The sequence below is a fragment of the Streptomyces sp. NPDC003284 genome, assembly GCF_053589675.1.
The window spans coordinates 174320-193135 of the sequence record NZ_JBSFSI010000009.1 but is presented as its reverse complement, the minus strand read 5'-3'; the positions used below and the strand labels follow the sequence as shown (position 1 = coordinate 193135).

The 18816-nt window shown below is 74.5% G+C and carries 14 protein-coding genes; 5 read left to right on the top strand and 9 right to left on the bottom strand.

The annotated features are described in order from the left end of the window. Positions 1-47: 47 nt before the first annotated feature. The 3 genes from ACWDYF_RS20930 to ACWDYF_RS20920 all read left to right on the top strand — a co-directional run bounded on the left by ACWDYF_RS20930 (position 48) and on the right by ACWDYF_RS20920 (position 3792). Positions 48-545, top strand: coding sequence for a MarR family winged helix-turn-helix transcriptional regulator (locus tag ACWDYF_RS20930; protein ID WP_037890413.1), 498 nt, complete (start codon positions 48-50; stop codon positions 543-545). Beyond that, positions 542-2506: an MFS transporter gene (locus ACWDYF_RS20925; protein WP_389464757.1), complete on the top strand. Its 1965-nt coding sequence runs from the start codon at positions 542-544 to the stop codon at positions 2504-2506. Before ACWDYF_RS20930 ends, ACWDYF_RS20925 begins: the two co-directional genes overlap by 4 nt. 92 nt (positions 2507-2598) lie before the next feature. Beyond that, positions 2599-3792 (top strand): cytochrome P450 family protein, encoded by a 1194-nt coding sequence (locus ACWDYF_RS20920; protein ID WP_389464760.1) that lies wholly within the window; start codon positions 2599-2601, stop codon positions 3790-3792. Positions 3793-3879: 87 nt separating this feature from the next. On the opposite strand, the gene ACWDYF_RS20915 is transcribed toward ACWDYF_RS20920, so the two are convergent. The 9 genes from ACWDYF_RS20915 to ACWDYF_RS20875 all read right to left on the bottom strand — a co-directional run bounded on the left by ACWDYF_RS20915 (position 3880) and on the right by ACWDYF_RS20875 (position 14373). Continuing rightward, the gene (locus ACWDYF_RS20915; protein WP_389464762.1) at positions 3880-4755 is read right to left on the bottom strand and encodes an endo alpha-1,4 polygalactosaminidase; all 876 of its coding nucleotides are present in this window, start codon (positions 4753-4755) and stop codon (positions 3880-3882) included. Between the two features lie 19 nt (positions 4756-4774). After that, positions 4775-5437 (bottom strand): spherulation-specific family 4 protein, encoded by a 663-nt coding sequence (locus ACWDYF_RS20910; protein ID WP_389464765.1) that lies wholly within the window; start codon positions 5435-5437, stop codon positions 4775-4777. After that, a complete protein-coding gene (locus ACWDYF_RS20905; RefSeq protein ID WP_389464768.1) occupies positions 5434-6357 on the bottom strand; it encodes an NAD-dependent epimerase/dehydratase family protein in 924 nt (307 codons plus the stop codon). Before ACWDYF_RS20905 ends, ACWDYF_RS20910 begins: the two co-directional genes overlap by 4 nt. Before the next feature lie 7 nt (positions 6358-6364). After that, a complete protein-coding gene (locus ACWDYF_RS20900; RefSeq protein ID WP_381744343.1) occupies positions 6365-7078 on the bottom strand; it encodes a nucleotidyltransferase family protein in 714 nt (237 codons plus the stop codon). 41 nt (positions 7079-7119) lie between these two features. Further along, positions 7120-8121, bottom strand: a complete 1002-nt coding sequence (locus ACWDYF_RS20895; protein WP_018569850.1) for an SDR family NAD(P)-dependent oxidoreductase — start codon at positions 8119-8121, stop codon at positions 7120-7122. A gap of 109 nt (positions 8122-8230) precedes the next feature. Next, a complete protein-coding gene (locus tag ACWDYF_RS20890; protein WP_389464771.1) occupies positions 8231-9637 on the bottom strand; it encodes a hypothetical protein in 1407 nt (468 codons plus the stop codon). Further along, on the bottom strand, positions 9634-11232 hold the full coding sequence (gene pelF, locus ACWDYF_RS20885) for a GT4 family glycosyltransferase PelF (protein WP_389464773.1): 1599 nt from the start codon (positions 11230-11232) through the stop codon (positions 9634-9636). The genes ACWDYF_RS20890 and pelF overlap by 4 nt, the downstream gene beginning before the upstream one ends. A gap of 85 nt (positions 11233-11317) precedes the next feature. Continuing rightward, positions 11318-13465, bottom strand: coding sequence for a hypothetical protein (locus tag ACWDYF_RS20880; RefSeq protein ID WP_389464777.1), 2148 nt, complete (start codon positions 13463-13465; stop codon positions 11318-11320). Between the two features lie 383 nt (positions 13466-13848). Next, on the bottom strand, positions 13849-14373 hold the full coding sequence (locus tag ACWDYF_RS20875) for a hypothetical protein (RefSeq protein ID WP_037874067.1): 525 nt from the start codon (positions 14371-14373) through the stop codon (positions 13849-13851). Between the two features lie 520 nt (positions 14374-14893). On the opposite strand from ACWDYF_RS20875, the gene ACWDYF_RS20870 reads away from it, so the two are divergent. Then, the gene (locus ACWDYF_RS20870) at positions 14894-15679 is read left to right on the top strand and encodes a polysaccharide lyase family 7 protein (protein WP_389464780.1); all 786 of its coding nucleotides are present in this window, start codon (positions 14894-14896) and stop codon (positions 15677-15679) included. Positions 15680-16126: 447 nt separating this feature from the next. Further along, the gene (locus ACWDYF_RS20865) at positions 16127-18799 is read left to right on the top strand and encodes a M4 family metallopeptidase (protein ID WP_451584294.1); all 2673 of its coding nucleotides are present in this window, start codon (positions 16127-16129) and stop codon (positions 18797-18799) included. Positions 18800-18816: the final 17 nt, after the last annotated feature.

Sequence of the window (18816 nt, the reverse complement as noted above, 5' to 3'; positions counted from 1 at the left end):
CGGAGATTTGATAGGGCACCTATATAAGCGCGTGATACGAAGAAGTAATGGACCAGTCACAGCGCGCCCGCTCCCCGCGGGACACCGCACGGGAACTCGCCGATCTGGCCTCGGCGGTCGTGCGGGCCCTGGCGGACCGGCGGGAGCTGAGCTTCACCGCCGCCGCCACCCTGGCGCGCCTCGAACGCGAGGGCCCGGCCCGGCTGACCGCGCTGGCCGTGGCCGAGGGCGTCAGCCAGCCGTCCATGACCCAGCTGGTGCAGCGGCTGGAGGCCCAGGGCCTCGTGCTGCGCGTCGGCGACCCCGACGACGGACGGGCCACCCTGGTCGGCGTCACGGCGGCGGGCCGGGACGTGCTCGCCGCCCGCCGCGAGGCACGCGACACCCGGCTGGCCGAACTGCTGACCACTCTGCCCGAGGAGGACCGACAGGCGTTGGGAACAGCGATACGCACCGCCCTGCCGCTGGTGCGGCGGATGCTCGGCGACGACGCCGTGCCGCCGCGCCCGCTGCCCGGACCCCACACCACCGGGAGCCTGCGATGACCACCGAGGACACCGGCCGCACGGACGGTCCGGGGCACGACGACGGCACGGGCGGGACAACCGGTCCGGCCGCCGCACGCCCGGACGCCGCCCCGGCGCGCAAGGCCCGCGGCACACGGATCGACGTCGACCACCCCCGCTACAAGTGGGTGGCGCTGACCAACACCACGGTGGGCATGCTGCTCGCCACCATCAACAGCTCCATCGTGCTCATCTCGCTGCCGGGCATCTTCACCGGCATCCGCCTCGACCCGCTCGAACCCGCCAACGTCAGCTATCTGCTGTGGATGCTGATGGGCTACATGCTGGTGACCGCCGTGCTGGTGGTCGCTCTGGGCCGGCTCGGCGACATGATGGGCCGCGTCCGCATCTACAACGCGGGCTTCCTCGTCTTCACGCTCACCTCGGTGGTGCTCTCCCTCGACCCCTTCCACGGCGGCAGCGGCGCGCTGTGGCTGATCGGCTGGCGCATCGTGCAGGCCGTCGGCGGATCCATGCTGATGGCCAACTCCGCTGCCATCCTCACCGACGCCTTCCCGGCCCGGCAGCGCGGCATGGCGCTCGGCGTCAACATGGTGGCGGGCATCGCCGGTTCGTTCCTCGGACTGGTCCTCGGCGGTCTGCTCGTCACCTGGAACTGGCGCTCGGTGTTCTGGGTCAACGTGCCCATCGGACTGATCGGCACCGTCTGGGCGTACCGGTCGCTGCGCGAGACCGGGGTGCGCCGCCCCGGCCGGATGGACTGGTGGGGCAACATCACCTTCGCCGTCGGACTGACCGCGCTGCTCGCGGGCATCACCTACGGCATCCAGCCCTACGGCGGCCACACCATGGGCTGGACCAACCCCTGGGTGCTGGCCGGACTCCTCGGCGGCCTGGCGATGCTCGCCGCGTTCTGCGTGATCGAGACCAGGGTCGCCGAACCGATGTTCCCGCTGGCGCTGTTCCGCGACGCGGCCTTCGCCGGGGGCAACGCGGCCACCCTGCTCGGCGCCGTCGCCCGCGGCGGACTCCAGTTCATGCTGATCATCTGGCTCCAGGGCATCTGGCTGCCGCTGCACGGCTACGACTACGTCGACACCCCGCTGTGGGCGGGCATCTACATGCTTCCGCTGACCATCGGGTTCCTGCTCGCCGGTCCCGTCTCCGGGGTGCTGTCGGACCGGTTCGGGGCCCGGCTCTTCGCCGCGTCCGGGTTCGTGGTGATGGCCGTGTCGTTCGCCGGACTGCTCGTCCTGCCCAGTGACTTCGACTACTGGACGTTCGCCGTGCTGATCCTCCTCAACGGGCTCGGCGGCGGACTGTTCGCCGCGCCGAACACGTCGATCATCATGTCGAGCGTGCCGGCCGACGCCCGCGGCGCGGCCTCCGGGATGCGGGCCACCTTCCAGAACGCCGGCATGGTGCTGTCCATGGGCGTGTTCTTCTCGCTGATGGTGGCCGGTCTCTCCGGGACCCTGCCGCACACCCTGACCTCCGGGCTCACCGCGCAGGGCGTACCGGACGCGGCCGCGCACACCGTGGCCGGGCTGCCACCGGTCGGGGTGCTGTTCGCCGCGTTCCTCGGCTACAACCCGATCGAGCATCTGCTCGGCCCGTCCATCCTCGGCGGGCTGTCTCCGTCCGCCGTCGGGCACCTCACCGGACGCGAGTTCTTCCCGCACCTGATCTCGCAGCCCTTCCACGACGGACTCGTGGTGGTCTTCTCGCTGGCCATCGCGATGTCCCTGGCCGCCGCCGCGGCCTCGCTGATCCGCTCGCGCCCGGTCCGGGCCGCCCTCGCCGCACCGAAGACGCCTCCCGCCCCGCCCCGTCCCGCCGCCCCGGCCGCCGCGGCGCCCGCGGCCGTCGCCCCCGGCCCCGCCGCGGCGGACCCGGCACACTCCCCGGCCCGGGACAGGGCACCGGACGGCGGCCACGCACCGCGTACACCGCACCCGCCGCACCCCCCGGAGACCTGAGCCCCGGGCCGGGCCCGGCCCCGCACCGGGACGGGCGGGGACCGGGACCGACGGGGATACAGTTCCCGCACCGTGACACGGAGGTGGGCCCCTTGGAGACCGTCGACCTCGCCGCACTCGGCGAGTCGTTCACCCGCGACCCCTATCCGGTCTACGCCCGGTTGCGCGAACGCGGACCGGTGCACCGGATACGGATGCCCGAAGGGGGCGCCGAGGCCTGGCTCGTCGTCGGGTACGAAGCCGGGCGGGCCGCGCTCGCCGACCCCCGGCTCTCCAAGAACTGGGCCAACGCGTCCCCCGCGCTGCCCCTCAGATCGGCCTCCTCCGGCCCCCACATGCTCGGCATGGACCCGCCGGACCACACCCGGCTGCGGCGCCTGGTCGCCCGCGAGTTCACCCCGCGCCGGGTGGCCGGACTCGCCCCGCGGATCCAGCGGACGACCGACGGACTGCTCGACGCGATGCTGGCCGCGCCCGGCGGCCGCGTCGACCTCGTCGAGGCACTGTCCTTCCCGCTGCCCATCACCGTGATCTGCGACCTGCTCGGCGTCCCGGACCTGGACCGCGAGGCGTTCCGCGCCTGGTCGAACGACGCGATCGGCGCCACCGTGCTCGACCGGCGCAGGGCGGCCACCGAGGCGATGGCCCGGTACATCGAGGAACTGGTGGACGGCAAGCGGCGGCGCCCCGGCGACGACCTCATGAGCGCCCTGATCCACGGCGAGGACGACAGCGGCGACGTCCTCGCCCACGAGGAACTGGTCGGCATGGCCTGGCTGCTGCTCGTCGCCGGCCACGAGACGACCGTGAACCTCATCTCCAACGGCGTCCTCGCCCTGCTCACCCATCCCGGGCAACTGGCCGCGCTGCGCGCCGATCCCACCCGGCTCGACGCCGCGATCGAGGAGATGCTGCGCTACGACGGCCCGGTGGAGACCCCCACCTACCGCTTCACCACCGGCCCGGTGACCATCGGCGGCACCGAGATCCCCGGCGGCGGGGAACTGGTCCTCGTGGCACTCGCCGACGCCGACCGGGATCCGCGGCGCTTCCCGGAACCGGACCGCTTCGACATCTCCCGGGACGCCCGCGGCCATGTCGCCTTCGGCCACGGCATCCACCACTGCCTGGGCGCGCCACTGGCCCGGCTGGAGGCCCGTATCGCCTTCCGCACCCTGCTGGACCGCTGTCCCGGTCTGGCCCTGGACATCCACCCGGCGGCCGTCACCTGGCGCGAGGGGCTGCTGATCCGCGGCCCGCGCAGCCTGCCGGTGCGGGTCGCCTGACGGCAGCGGGCAGCGGGCAGCGGGCAGCGGGCAGCAGGCGGCGTGCGCGGGGCCGGTTCCCGCGTCCGCCGCCCGCCGGGCCGCCGGTCAGCACGGCTGCCGCCACACCCCCAGCCCCAGCTTCTTGCGCATCGACGAGAGCCGAAGCCGCCGGGACTGCGCGCAGAACTCCTCGACCGGCTCCTTGTACTCGACGTGGAAGACGGCCTTGCCCGCCGCGACGAACGGGGCGAGCCGCGCGCACTCGCCGTACTGCGCGCACTCCTCGTTGACCGCGAAGTCGAAGTCGCCGACCAGCTGCGGGATCTGCGGCAGATCGTTCTTCAGCCCCACCGACATGCCGCGCGCGTGCGCGAGGGCGGCGATCATCCGGTTGTAGCGGAGCTGGTCGGTGGCGGTGAGCGGGAAGCCGCTGTGGTCGGAGTAGGCGTCCACCAGGTCCGGTTCCACCGCGTCGAAGCCCTTGTCGCGGCACATGTCGAAGCGTCGTTCCATGATCGGCCGCAGCACGGACAGCCGCCGGATGTCCAGCCAGCGTTCGCCCTGCCAGCCGTTGGCGGCACCCAGCACCGACCGCGGGAAGGTCTTCGCGTCGGGCCGGAAGTCCTCCCAGGAGCCGACATCGACGTAGCAGATCACCTTGCGCCCGGCCCGGTGCAGCCGGGCGACGTCGGCCGCGGTGTTCTCGAAGCCGTCGATGTCGTAGACCGGCACGTCGACCGAGGAGTCCACCCGCCCGTCGAGCTGCCACTGCCAGGCGAGGCCGGGCCCCGGCCGCCAGCGCGCCGGGTGCGGCACACCCGGCACGGTGTGCGCGCCCCCCGGGGCGTGTGAGCCGTGCGCGCCGGGCGGCCGGGCCTCGCCGCCGTTCCCGTCCGCGGCCGTGCACCCGGCCAGGGACGGCACCGCCAGCGCGGCCAGCGCGCCCGCGCACGCCAGCAGCGTCCTCGTCGTCCTTCTCATCGCCTTCTCCGGGTCGGACTCATCGGTCCGACCCGGCCAGCGCCGGGGTCAGACCGCTCCAGGGGTTGGGCGGCTCGCCGGTCACCGGCCCGCACACGGCCGCCCCGCGCTCGCGCGCGGTGCGCACCGCGAGCGGCACCAGCGCCTCGGGCACGCCGTACACCAGGTGGCACAGCGGGCCGGGCGGCAGCCGCGCCGCCCAGGCCGGACGGCTGAACGCCGAGACGTACGCCGACCAGTGGCCCTCGAAGGTGACCGTCAGATCCGCGAGCCGGGCGTAGCCGGGCGCCGGATGCACGCCCGGGTTGAGCACCACCGTGCCGGTGCCGAGCCTGCGCACCGACCGCACGAGGCGCCGGCAGGCCGGCAGCCCGGCGGGCGCCGCCGTCACCCGGTCCAGGAAGCAGCCGTCGGCCCCGTACCAGTCGCGGTGCCGGCGCACGTCGTCCACGACCGCGGCCGGATCGCGCGTGCCGTAGTCGGTGTCGGCGTAGCCGAGCAGACGGGCCCCGGCCCGGCGCAGCGCGTCGGCGACCGCGGCGAACGCCGGGTCGGGAGCGGTCCCCGGGCCGTCGGCCGGGTTGAGCACGACCGCGTAGGTGCGGGCCGCCGCCGTGATGAGGCGGTGCCAGGCGCCCGGGTCCTCGGCCGGATGCACATAGAGCGGGATCAGCAGCTTCACGGGACGCGCTCACCTTCCGGGCCGGACCGCGCGGGGGCACCGGCGGCCCACAGCGCGGCCACCGACGCGTCGAGCGGGTGGACGGGCCGCCAGCCCAGGGCGCGGGCGGCGGCGGTGATGTCCGAACACTGCCACGACACCCGCGCCGAGCGGGACGACCCGGCCGAATCCTCTTCGATCCGGCCGCGGAATCCGGCCGCGTCCGCCAGCTTCCGCACCAGCGTGCGCACCGGTACGGCCTCGCCGCCGCCGATGTTGAGCACCGGCGGCAGCGGACCGGGCGCGGTGAGGGCGAGCGCGACGGCCCGCGCGACATCGCGTACGTCGACGAAGTCGCGGTACGCCGACAGGTCGCCCAGCGGCAGGACCGTGCCGGTGCCCTGCCCGGCGGCGCGCAGCAGCGCGGTCACCCGGCCGGGCAGCCCGGTGGCCGGCGCGCCGGGACCCACCGGGTTGCCCACCCGCAGCACCACCGCGTCGAGTCCGGCGGAGGTCAGCGCGACCGTGCCGGCGAGCTTGGTGGCGCCGTACGGGCCGAGCGGCCGGGTGGCCGCCGACTCGGTGGTGCGCCGGCCCGGCCGGCCGGGGCCGTACTCGGCGGCCGAACCGAGGTGCACCAGGCGGGCCGCCGGTGCCGCCGCGCGTACCGCGGCGGCCAGCACGGCCGGGCCGCGGGCGTTGACCTCGGCCAGGGTGACCGGGTCGCCGCCGGTCGCCCCCGCGCAGTTGACGACGGCGTCCGGCGCCGCCGCCGAGACGGCCTCGGCCACCCGGTCCGGTGTGTGCCGGGAGAGGTCGATGTCCACGCCGGCGGCGGGGGAGCGCCCGGCGCCGAGCACCCGTGCGCGCGGCAGCTCGCGCAGGTGCCCGGACACATGGCGTCCCAGATAGCCGGTGTGGCCCAGGACGAGGATGCGCATGGGAGACTCAGACCCCCTTGAGCAGGAGCGGTTTGCGGGTGGTGAACTCGGCGTTGGCCCGGTCGTAGTCGTCGGGCCGGCCGATGTCCAGCCAGTACCCGTCGAACTGGTAGGCGTGCGGCGGGTGTCCGTCGGCCAGCAGGTCGAGGACGAGTTCGTCGAAGCCGAGCGGCAGGCCGGGCGTGTAGGCGTCGAGCGTGGACCGGGACAGACCGTAGACGCCCATGGAGACGCTGTAGTCCAGGCTGGGCTTCTCGGTGAAGGCGACCACCTTGCTGGCGTCGGTGGTCAGCACCCCGAAGTCGATGTGCACCTTGCGGGCGTACGTGGCGATGGTCAGCGGCGCCCCCGAGTCGCGGTGGCGGCGCAGCACGTCGGCGTAGTCGAGGTCGGTGAGCACGTCGCCGTTCATGACGAGGAAGCTCTCCGGCAGGCGGTCGCGGATGGTGAGGAGCGGCCCCATGGTGCCCAGGGGACTCTCCTCGGCGGAGTAGTCGACGTCCAGGCCCCACCGGGAGCCGTCGCCGACATAGGCGCGGATGATCTCGCCGAGGTGGCCGATGGCGATGGTGCAGCCGGTGAAGCCGGCCGTGGAGAGCTGGCGCAGTACGATCTCCAGGATGGCGTGCTGGTCGCCGATGGGCACGAGCGGCTTGGGCAGCGCGGTGGTGTACGGCCGCAGCCGGACGCCCTTGCCTCCCGCCAGGATCACTGCATGCATGGAGCCTCTCCTTCCGTGGACGTGCTGGACGTGCCGGGCGGTCAGATGTTGTAGATGCCGGTCTTGTAGCGGGCCAGGTTGGCCGGGTCGCGGAAGAACTCCACGGTGCGCGCGAGTCCTTCCTCCAGGGTGTGCGCGGGCCGCCAGCCGGTCGCCCCGGCCAGCCGGGACGCGTCCGCGACCAGCCGCATCACCTCGGAGCCCGCGGGCCGCAGCCGGGCCGGCTCCGCGCGCACGTCGAGCGCGGTGTCCATCACCTTGCCGATCAGCGCGACGAGGTCGCCGACCGAGATCTCCCCGCCCGTACCGGCGTTGAAGGTGCGCCCGACGACCCGCTCGGCCGGTGCCGTGCCGACCGCGAGGAACGCCCGCGCGGTGTCCGCCGCGTAGGTGAAGTCGCGGGTGGGGCGCAGATCGCCGAGGGTGATGGTGCGCGCTCCGGCCGCCACCTGCCCGATGACGGTGGGGATCACCGCGCGCATCGACTGGCGCGGGCCGTAGGTGTTGAACGGCCGCAGCGTCACCACGGGGGTGCCGAAGCTCGCGTGGTAGCTGTCGGCGAGACGGTCGCCGCCCGCCTTCGAAGCCGCGTACGGCGACTGGGTGTTGATGGGGTGGTCCTCGGTGATGGGCACCGTGAGCGCGGTGCCGTACGTCTCGCTGGTGGAGGTGTGCACCAGCCTCGGGGTGCCCAGGGCGCGCACGGCCTCCAGCACGTTGAGGGTGCCGGTGACATTGGTCTCCACATAACTGTGCGGTGCCCGGTAGGAGTACGGGATCGCGATGAGGGCGGCCAGGTGGTAGGCGCAGTCGGCCCCGTCGAGCAGGGCGCGCACCGAGCCGGGGTCGCGGACGTCGCCGAGGACGACGTCGACCTGGTCGAGGACGTCGGCGGGCAGGGTCTCCAGCCAGCCGTAGGAGGAGAAGGAGTTGTACTGGGCCATGGCCCTGACCCGGTGCCCCGAGGCGACCAGGGCCTCGGTCAGGTGCGAGCCGATGAAGCCTTCGGCCCCGGTGACTGCGGCGAGCGGTGCGGATGTCAACGCGGTGTCCTTTCCAGGAGGTCGGGCGGTTCGGTGGCGGGCGCTCGGCGGCGCGTCCGCGGTGGGCGGTGGAGGGTGACGCGGCGGGCGGTGACGCGGTACGGGCCGGTCACAGGTGCGGGGCCGGACGGCCCAGCAGACACAGCGCGCACACCGCGAGACACAGCGCGGCGCCGCCGCAGCACAGCGGGAGCGCCTCGGCCCCGGGCGGCAGCCGCAGCACGGTGACCGCGCCGGCGCCGCCCGCGGCCAGGAGACAGACGGCGGCCGGCGGCCAGGCCGCACCGAACGCCTGGAGCAGCAGCGCCGTCCACAACGCGGCGGCCAGCAGCAGCAGTTCGGCCGGCGGGGCACCGGTCAGCGGCGCCGCGGGCAGCAGCGGCAGCAGATAGGCCAGCAGGCAGCAGCCGAGCACCCCGGCCGAGCGCAGCAGGAAGCCCGCCGGTGTGGTGGCCCGGCGCAGCGCCGCGACCGACCAGCCGCGGTAGCGGTACAGCAGCCACTCCGCCGGGCCCATGCTCACGGTCAGCACGATCACGGCGTACGGGTGCAGCCGCCCCTCCAGCAGCACCAGGACCGCCGCCGACAGACCGAACAGGCCGTACGGCAGGGAGGTCACCGGGCGGGGGCGCGGGCCGCCGGTCCCGGCGGGCGCCGAGCAGACCTCGCGCAGGACGCGGGCGGTCGCGGCGAGCGTGGCCAGCAGCGCCAGCAGCACCAGCCCCGCCCGTACCGCGGGGCCCGGCTCCCACCACGGCAGCAGCGCGGCCCCGGCGATCAGCGGGGAGAGCGCGGCCAGCAGCCACCGCTCGCGGGCGAGCACCAGCAGGACGCCCGCCGCCGCCAGGTACGCCGACTGCGCCGCCGCCACCCAGAGCACCGCCTTGCCGCCGGCCGCGAGAGCGGCGGCGGCCGTGGCCAGCAGCGCACCCGGCGGAGCCCCGGCGAGCAGGGTGCGTCCGGCCTCCCGGCGGCCCGCGGTCATCCGCAGATGGGCGCGGTGTCCCAGCGCCTGGCCCCAGGCCCAGGAGACGACACCGGCCACCACCAGCGGGGAGGCGGAGCCGTCGGCGGACCACAGGGGCGCGGTCAGGAGATAGGCCAGGCCGGGCAGCGCGAACAGGACACCGCGCAGCAGGCAGCGCACATGGTCGGGGCGCCAGGGGTCGGGCGCCGGGGCGGGTTCGGGGAAGCTGCGGGGCACCCGTTCGTAGAGCGCGGCGGCCAGCGAGAACAGGTCCGGATGGCCGTAGCGGTCCCGGATGACGTCGGCGGACAGCCCTTCGGCCTCCAGCAGCGCGGCCACCTCGTAGGGGTGGACCGCGGAGCCCACCCGTTCGGACAGGTCGGCGGCGAGCGCGCTGACCGCGCTCTCGTCCGGCGCGAGCCGGGGCAGCCGCAGGGCGAGGGTGCGGTCGTCCCCGCGCCGGGCGCGGACCCTGCTGGTCCCGGCGAGGCGCAGGGCCAGCGTGTCCTGTTCGGCGCCGCCGGGTTCCAGCGCCATGGGGCCGCTCACAGGGCCACGCTCCCGGTGCCCGAGCGGACCGGACCGGCGGGAGCGGCGGGGGAGATGCCGGGCAGCGGGTGCGCGCCCGCCGCGGCGCCGCAGCGCGATCCGGACCGCTCCGTCACCGCCGAAGGCGCTCCCGAAGCCGCCGTCGCCGTCCCGGAGGAGGCCGACAGCTCCAGGTAGATGGAGCGGAACGTCTCGATGGTCCGGCGCAGGGTGAACTGCTCGATCACCCGCAGCCGGGCCGCCTCGCCCATCGCCGCGCGGCGCCCGGCATCGCCCAGCAGCCGCAGCGCGGCGGCGGCCATCGCGGCCGGGTCGCGCGGCGGTACGACCAGACCGGCGTCGCCGACCGCCTCCCGTACGCCGCCCACATCCGTGGAGACGGTCGCCCGCCCGCACGACATGGCCTCGATCAGGGTGAACGGGAAGCCCTCGCTGATGCTGGAGAGCATCACCACGTTCCCGGCGGCGTAGGCGTCCTTGATGTCGTCCACGCGCCCCTCGAACCGGACGGCGTCGCCCTGGCCGAGTTCGGCCGCCAGCGCCTCGCAGCGCTCCCGGTACGCCTCGCCGCCGCGCGGTGTGCCGCCGAACAACCGCAGCCTGGCCTCGGGGAGTTCGGCCCGGACCAGGGCGAAGGCGCGGATGAGGGTCTCCAGGTCCTTGATCGGGTCGACGCGGCCCGCCCAGCTGAGGGTGGGCACCTCCGGCTCGGGTCCGGCGGGCGGGAAGGCGGCCGGGTCGACGCCGTTGTAGACCGTGCGGATCGCCTCCGGGTCGGCGCCGCCCTCCTCCTCCCACAGCCGGTTGTAGCGGTTGCCCGGTGTGATCAGCGCGGCCCTGCGGTAGGTCTCCTCGGCCAGCAGCCGGAAGAAGCCGAGGACGACCGCCTTGACGGGCCAGCGGTAGGGCGCCGTGCGGTAGCCGAGGAAACGTTCGCGCAGATAGACGCCGTGCTCGGTGAGCAGCAGCGGCACCCCGTGCTGTTCGAGCGCGGCGAGGCCCGGCAGGACGGCCACCCCGCCGCTGACCGCGTGCGCGACCCCGGTGTGCGGCGGCGGCGCGGCCAGCGGGCGCAGCGCGTGTTCGAGCAGCCCGGTGGCGGTCAGTGCGTCGTGCACGGTGGGCCGGGCCTCCCGGACCACCAGTCCGGGCCGGTTCCACACGGCGCTCAGCACGGCGACCGCCCGGTCGCCGCGCAGGAACGGGCCGAGGGTGCCCGCGGCGGCGGCCCGTGCCAGGGCGTGCAGCGCGGGCGCGAAGCCGTCCTCGGCGCCCGGGTCGAGCAGTGCGGTGAGGAACCGCTCGTAGTCGGCGGTGAGTTGCCGCCGCGCGCGGCCGCGGGGCGGCCGGCCGCCGGGCGGGCTGCCCCACATCGGGACCGACAGCACGCTGCCGACGTGCGGGGGCAGCTCCCACACCAGCGGCTCGCGGCCGGTGCCGGTCACGGCGAGGACGTCGAAGGCCAGATCGGGCATGCCGGTGACGAGCTGGTCGCACCAGACGCTGACACCGCCGTGACTGTGCGGGTAGGTGCCTTCGGTGAGCAGGGTGACGCGCGCAGGGGCGGAGTCGCGCGCGCCGTGGTGAACGTGCATCGAGGTGTGCTCCACGGCCGAGGTGTGGGGTGGCAGTGCCGGTCCCGGCCGCTGGGTCGCGGCCGGGACCGTTTCGGTGCGCCGTTCAGTGCGCCGTGGTGGGCGCGCTCCTGGCTGTCACGCCGGAGGGGATCCGGGCGTGCGGTGCGGGTGCGGTGACCGGTCCGGTCACGGTGGTGCCGGGTGCGGCCGGGGACGCGGGTGCGGCCGGGGCCGAGGCGGGCAGGGAGTAGGCGAGCGGCTGCCCGGCCGAGGCGGTCCAGCCGGAGCGGGCGCCCGCGTAGGCGGTGCCGAAGTCCTGTCCGGCCAGGGTGGTTCCGGCGGGCAGGGTGGCGCTCACGTCGACCCCGTCGGGGGCGGACACGGTGACCGTGTCGCCGATCCGGTACGCGGTGACCTGCCCGGCGCTCAGGGCCGACTGCCAGGCGCTGCGGCGCTGCATCTCGGTGCCGATGTCCGCCATCCGCAGGTTCACCAGCGGGGTGTCGTCGGCGAACAGCGCGCGGTAGCCGTCGAGCACGCCGTCCAGGACCGGGTAGGCGATGCGTTCCTCGGCGAGGTTGGACTGGTGGACGAAGTGCGGCCGGGGGTCGTTGGCGAGGACGTGGCCGAGGGCGATGCGGGTCTCCAGCGGCACGATGTGGTCCGTGTAGCCGGTGGCGGTGTCCAGCGGGGCCGGCAGGCAGGTGGTGGTGGCCGGGTTGTCCTCGCAGATGCCGCTGCCGCCCTGGGCGCGGCTGGTGTAGAGCCAGTTGTACTCGTCGACCTGTTCGCCGGCCCGGCCCGCGTTGTAGAAGACGTTCATCGGGTAGCGCGAGACGGTGGTGGCGGTGCCGACCCGGCGCTGCTCGGGGTCACGGGAGTTGTCCGAGGCGAGCCAGGTCACGCCGTTGTCGGCGAGGGCGGGCGCCAGGTTGGGGTTGTCGTCGGGCTGCTGCGGCAGCACCCGCAGACCCGAGTGCTCGCCGGTGACCAGTTCCGTGTCGTCCAGCGGCAGCCCCGCCTTCTCCCCCCAGGCGCGGTTGACGGAGATCTCGTCGGAGATGTCCTGCCGGCTGACCCACTCGGTGGCGCCGTCCTGGTCGGTCTCGCACTTCCAGGGGACCACCGAGACGTCCTGCCGGCAGCCGAGGAAGGCGTGGGTGTAGGTGTGGTTGACCCAGCGGAAGCGGTCGCGGTCGGCGATCAGCTTGTCGGCCAGCGGGTCGGCGCCGTTGTGGTCGGCGCGCTCGTCGTCGCTGCCCACCGCGTTGTAGACCAGGTCGAGGGTGAAGCCGTGGCTCTGCTCCCAGGAGGTGGCGTAGTCGACGTCCGCCGGGGTCATGCGGATCGGGTCGGGCGTGCCCTGGCCGATGGGGCAGTCGACGTCGCCGGGCGTGCAGTTGAGCTGGGTGTCCCAGCGGTCGTCGGCGGCGAAGACGTCGTCGACGTGCACGGCGAAGTAGTTGCGCGAGGCGCCCAGGTGCACACCGCCGGTCATCCACTCCACGATGCCGCGGGCCAGCAGCCGGAACTGCTGCTGGTACTGGTTGTAGACGAAGGTCACGACCAGTTCGCGCCGCCCGTCGTGGCGGTACTCGCCCACCAGCGAGCCGCGCCGCCCCGACTGCCCGGGGATCGGGGCGTCCACGTACGGCGTGAAGTCGGCCCCGGCCGCGGGCTGGGAGAGATAGGCGTAACTCTCCGCGACGGTGGGGGAGTTGTCCTCGAAGGGCACGGCTCCGGACAGATAGCCGAAGGGTCCGGCCCTGCCCGCGGCCGTCACCTGGGCCTCGACCCCGTCGACGCTGCCGGAGTAGCCGCCGGCGGTCGGCAGCTGGAGCCCGGCCTGGGGGCGGGCGTAGGTGTAGGCGTCGACCTGCGGGACGCCGTAGGTCTTCTCGTAGGCGGCGAGTGCGGCCATCTCGGGCGAGTTCGCCGGGAACGGGTTGTCGTCGGGCAGGACGACGGCCTGGAATCTGGCCCGCGGCCGGCCGTCCACCGTGTCCGCGAGGAAGGCCGCGTCGATCACGGGTCTCCCGGCCCGGGTCAGGTCGATCTCCGTGTACGGCGTGCCGGCCGCGTCGAGTTCGGCGGCTATCGCGCCGGTGGACGGGCCGCCGTCGCTCACGATCAGGGTCCGCAGGTCGACGCGGGGCGCGGTGCCGTCGGCGTGGGCGGCCCCTGCGGGCAGTCCCAGCGCGGCGACGAGCGCGCCGACCGTGAGCGCGGTCGTGCGTATGGTCCGCTTCATGCGGTGAGGTCCTCTCCCCGGCAGGGCGGCGCGGCTCTTGTGGAGCGGGCGCGGCCCCTCGCGTGACGCCGGTACCCCCCTCGGACACCGGCCGTCGACGCATCCGTCGCGTCATATGGTGAAGGGTTTGTGTGCCTGATGGAGCCGTGTGCCGGGTCCTGACGGAAAATCGGCAGGGACTCGCCGGTCGGGCCGCGGGCCGCGCGCGCCCGGCGCGGGCGCCGCGGCCGGTCCGGACGCGCGGCGCCCGGACCGGCCGGGTCCCAGGTGGCGGCCCGCGCGCGGACCGGCGGCCGGGTCCGGCCCACCGGTCCGCGCGCCGCGCATCCGGGTCGCGGCGCCCGCTTCGCCCCGGGCCGAAATCCGGTCCCTGCGGCGGGGGGTCAGGCGCAGTTCACCCGTGTCTCGGGCGTGTAGACGGGCCCGCCGCTGCTGTTGGTGCTGTCGCTGAACTCGGCGTAGTAGTACGAGTAGAAGCCGATGGTGCCGTTGCAGCCCGAGTCCGCGGCGACCTGGAGGGTGAGGGTGACGGTGCGGCTCTGCCCCGGCGGGACGGTGGCGCCGTAGTTGGCGCCCAGGTTGGCCGGGCCGGTGCCGGAACAGGGCGTGCTGCCGGTGGCCGTGGCGAGGCTGCACCCGGTGAAGCTGTACTTGAGGTCCGGGCGCTGGGTGGTCAGCCAGGTGGGGTCGATCGTCTGATGGACGAAGAGGACGTCGTACGTCTTGTTGTTGGTCAGCGTCATGGACAGCTGGACCGTGCCGCCGGGTGTGGTGGCGGCGGTGTCGGTGGCGAACGTCAGGGAGGCCGGCGCGGGATCGGCGCTCGCGCTGGGGGCGAGGCCGAAGACGGCGAGGGCGAGACCGAGGACCGTGGCGAGGCCGAAGCGGCGCATCAGAGGTGATCGCATGGCCCGGGAGGCTAGGCACCCGGCGGGCGCCGCGTCTGCCCCCGGCCGGGCGCCCGGAAGGCCCGCTGGCCGAAGGTGTGCGATCGGTGAAGGACTCGTGCGGGATATGTGCGTGTACCCCTCATGGAGTGAACACGCACCGTACCGGCACGGTGACGCAAGGTCGAGGGGGCGGGGGAGGTGCCGGGCCGGTGGTATCCGCCCCGGCGCACTTTGGCCTGTACCAAGTGCCTTCCATGCGGCGCACACGGCGCTCGGTGGGGCGCGTGGATGCCGGAACGGGCGCCCAGCGCTCCCGGCAGGCGCCCGACTGCTGTCGATGCGCCCGCGCGCACGGGTGCGCGGAACGCGGGCCGGGCGACCGGGCGCCGGGGAGCCCTCGTGCCGCACGCCTTGACGGGGCAGGTGCGGACCTTTAGGTTCCCGGAGCACCGGCAGTCCATGTACGCGGTCAAAGTTCAGCCCGCTGAACGGTCATGACTCGCCGTTCCCCGTCTCCCCCCACCCGGCAGGAACCCCCATGACGTCATCCCAGCGTTCCCGGACCATCGCCGCCGCGACCGTCGCGGCGCTCACCGCCGTCCTGTCCGTCCTCGGCACGGGCGGCGCGGACGCCGCCGATCCCAAGGTCGCGCCCGGCGGCAACTTCGACCTGTCCACCTGGCAGCTCCAGGAGCCGGTCGGCTCACCCGGCTCCCCGACCACCATCTCCTCCGCGCGCCTCCAGGGGCGCGACGGCTACCAGGACGCGTACTTCTACACCGACACCCGCGACGGCGCGATGACCTTCTGGGCCCCCGAGAAGGGCGTCACCACGCCCAACTCCCACTACGCCCGCTCCGAACTGCGCGAGATGAACCGGGGCGGCGGCGCCGCCGACTGGCCGCTGCGCGGCACCCACCGGCTGAGCGCCACCCTGCGCGTGGTCTCCGTGACATCCAATGTGTGCGTGGGACAGATCCACCTCGGCAGCGGCGGCAGCTCCACCAAGCCGCTGGTGGAGCTGTACTACCGGGCGGGCGGCGACATCGTCCTCGGCACCGAGAACTCCCCCTCGGGAGGCCAGACCCTCCACCCGGTCGGACACGTCCCCACCGGCAAGACCTGGCGCTACACCATCGCCGTCACCGGCGGCGACACCATCGACCTGACCGTGAACGACAGCACCACGCACTACGCCGTCCCGTCCTCGTTCCAGCAGTACAAGCAGTACTTCAAGGCCGGTTCCTACAACCAGTCCTCCTCCGACAGCACCACGAAGGGCGCCCGGGTCGCCTTCTACGGACTCACCGTCAGCCACAGCTGACCCGGTGCGCCGAGAACCGGTCGAAAGCCGGGGCACCGGCCCCGCCGCACAGCTCCCCGTCCGCACCCGCGCAGCAGCAGCTCACCGGGCCCGCCCCCGAGCCCCGGCCGGACCCGGCGGCCCCGTCCGGAAGTCGCCGCCGCCGGACCCCGCCCGTTGATGCCGCGCCCCTCCGGCCGCTTCGATGGCGCCTTGCCGGACGGCGCTCGGCCGACGGCACCGCCGACGAGGGGGGTTGGGGAGACCGTGCGTCACTCTGGGAGAAGAACCGGCCGCGCAGCCGGAGGCAGAACACGGCCCGGCGGCCCGTGGACGAGTGCGGCGGCACTGCTCGGTGCCGCCGCACTCGTCGTCTCGCTGGCCCCGGCCGCCGCGGCGGCGACCGGAGCCGCCGGACCGCCGGGCCCGGCAGAAACCGCCGGACGGGCCACGGCGACACCCGCCCTGGTGAGCGGCATCCGCGAGCAGGCACCCGCCGAGGACAGCGCGGCGGACGCCGCCCGCGCCTACCTGGACCAGCGGCGGGACCGCTACCGGATCCCCGACGCCCGGCACGACCTGGTGCCTGGCGGGACGGTCGGCGCCCACGGCGAGGAGACCGTCCGGCTGCGGCAGCGCCACCGGGGCGTCCCCGTCCTGGGCGGCGAGTACGTCGTCCGGATGGAGAACCACGACGGCCGCCGCACCGTCACCGGTACCTCGGGGAAGTACTTCACGGGGCTGACCACCGGCACCACCGACGGCATCGGCTCCGCGCTCGCCGTGGAGCGGGCCGTGGACGCGGTCCTCGGCGACCTCGACGACCACCACTTCGCCGGACGGCCCGCCGCGGCGCCCGGCACCGACCCGGCGGACCTGCTGCACGGGACCGACCACGGCCTGGTCGTCCTGCCCGCCGGGCCCGGCGTCCTCACCCGGCACATCACCGTGCGCGGCACCGGCGCGGCGGACGGCGCGCCCGTGGTGCGCGAGGTCTACATCGACGCCCGCGCCGGCTACCCCGTCCTCCAGTACAGCGGCGTCCAGACCTTCGGCGCCGAGCGCCCGGCCGCCCGCGCGGCTGCCCGTCCGGTGCCGCGCACCCCGGCCGCCCGGCCGCTCGCCGCCGCCGAGAAGGGCACCGGCGTCCGGCTCGACGGGACCGAGGTCCCCCTCGACATCGAGCACGACGAGACCGAGGGCACCTATGTGCTGCGCGACAGCACCCGCATCCCCCAGGACGACTACCACTACGGCGTCCTGTCCACCTGGGACGCCCGTGGCAGGGAAGTCGCCGACACGAGCGGCACCTGGCCCGACGGCATCAGGGAGTTCAGCTCCCCGGCGCCCGCGTTCGGCGCCGACGCCACCGCCTCGGGCGCCGTGGACGCGCACTGGGCCGCCGGCCGGGTCTACGACTACTTCCGCGCCGAGCACGGCCGCGACAGCCTCGACGGCCACGGCATGACCGTCAACTCCCTGGTGGGAGTGACCGGTTCCTACGGAACGCCGTACGCCAACGCCTTCTGGGACGGCCAGAAGATGGTCTACGGCGGTGGTGACGAGGAGTACCTGCCGTTCTCCGCCGCCCTGGACGTCGTCGGGCACGAGATGACCCACGGCGTGATCGCGCACACCGCGAACCTGATGTACGCCGGCCAGTCCGGCGCGCTGAACGAGGCCATCGCCGACTACTTCGGCAACACCATCGAGGCGTCCGTGTACGGCATCCCCGCCGACGACCCGGACTCCGGGCTCCTGGGCGAACGGCTCTGCCGGACCAAGGGCCCCCGCGCGTGCGCGACCCGCGACCTCGACGACGGCCGCACCACCACCGGCTCGTTCGTCGGCGTGGACTTCCTCAACGACAACGGCGGCGTCCACCTCAACTCGACCATCTTCGGCGGCGCCCTGTGGGACGCCCGCAGGGAGCTGGGCGCCGCCGCCACCGACCGGATCGTCTACCGGGCGCTCACCCGATACCTCACCCCGCTCGACGGGTTCACCGAGGGACGCGCGGCCGTGCTCGCCGCCGCCAAGGACCTCGGCACCGGCGCGGCGCGACTGAAGAAGCTCAAGGGCGCCTTCACCGCCCACGGCATCGTGCCCGGCTGGGAACTCGCCCTCGGCAACGACAGCCAGGTGCTGCTCGACCGGATCAACACGGCCGGCACCGAACTGGGCGCGGGCGGCGGCTGGTGGGCGGCGTCCAGGTCCAACGAGGACGGCTCGGAACCGTACTCGGTGTGGGCGGGCCGCGCCGACGGCAAGGGGCAGCCCAGGCTGATGAGCCCCAACGACGGCCGCTACCACACCAGGCCCGCCACCGACGGCAGGACGGTGGTGTGGCAGGCGCACGGACCCGGCGGCGTCGACATCCTCGCCCGCTCGCTCTCCGGCGGCCCGGTCCGCACCCTGTGGCACGGCCGCAGCGTGGGCGGCGCGACGGGCGTCGACGGTGACGTGGTGGCCTTCGACTACTACACCTACGGCGGCCGCAGCGGCATCGTCCATCTCAGCCTCAAGGACCCGCAGGACGAACACGCCGTCGGCGGCGGCACCTACCACCGCGCGCACGGGTCGTCGGTGAGCCACGGCAAGGTCGCCTACCAGGACATGAGCCGGGTGGGACTGACCGCCACCTACGCGTGGACCACCCGCGTCGAGGACGTGGCGACCGGCGAGGACCGGGCGGTCCAGCAGTACGACGGCTCCACGTCCCTCGGCCCCACGGCCCTCAACGGCACCCATGTCTTCTGGCTGCTCGACGAGGGCCTGGACGCGAACGCGACGACGCTGCGCCGCGCCGCCCTCGACGGCTCCGAGGTGGCCGACCTCAGTCCGGGCAGCGGCCCGGACGCCCTGAACGCCTACGACCTGGCGGTCTCCGAGGACGCCGCGGTCGTCGGCACCTACCTTCCCGACACCGTGATCCGCAACGAATCCACCCCCAAGCTCTACCAGTTCGCCGCGAACGGCACCCCGGGCGCGCCCGGCACCCGGCTGGGACGGGTGTCCTGCAACCGGGGCGCGCAGACCGGGGCCTCCGCCCCGGGCGGCAGTCAGGTGATCTGGCTGGACTCGACGACCGGGAGGACCGACGTGGTGACCCGGGCCAAACCCACGGGCCGCTGCGGCTGAGACGGCACGCGCCGTGG

Bases quoted from the DNA above. Each gene is read 5' to 3' on its own strand.
- ACWDYF_RS20930 (WP_037890413.1), top strand. From the start codon at position 48: ATGGACCAGTCACAGCGCGCCCGCTCCCCGCGGGACACCGCACGGGAA.
- ACWDYF_RS20925 (WP_389464757.1), top strand. From the start codon at position 542: ATGACCACCGAGGACACCGGCCGCACGGACGGTCCGGGGCACGACGAC.
- ACWDYF_RS20915 (WP_389464762.1), bottom strand. From the start codon at position 4,755: ATGAGAAGGACGACGAGGACGCTGCTGGCGTGCGCGGGCGCGCTGGCC.
- ACWDYF_RS20905 (WP_389464768.1), bottom strand. From the start codon at position 6,357: ATGCGCATCCTCGTCCTGGGCCACACCGGCTATCTGGGACGCCATGTG.
- ACWDYF_RS20900 (WP_381744343.1), bottom strand. From the start codon at position 7,078: ATGCATGCAGTGATCCTGGCGGGAGGCAAGGGCGTCCGGCTGCGGCCG.
- pelF (WP_389464773.1), bottom strand. From the start codon at position 11,232: ATGCACGTTCACCACGGCGCGCGCGACTCCGCCCCTGCGCGCGTCACC.
- ACWDYF_RS20880 (WP_389464777.1), bottom strand. From the start codon at position 13,465: ATGAAGCGGACCATACGCACGACCGCGCTCACGGTCGGCGCGCTCGTC.
- ACWDYF_RS20875 (WP_037874067.1), bottom strand. From the start codon at position 14,373: ATGCGATCACCTCTGATGCGCCGCTTCGGCCTCGCCACGGTCCTCGGT.
- ACWDYF_RS20870 (WP_389464780.1), top strand. From the start codon at position 14,894: ATGACGTCATCCCAGCGTTCCCGGACCATCGCCGCCGCGACCGTCGCG.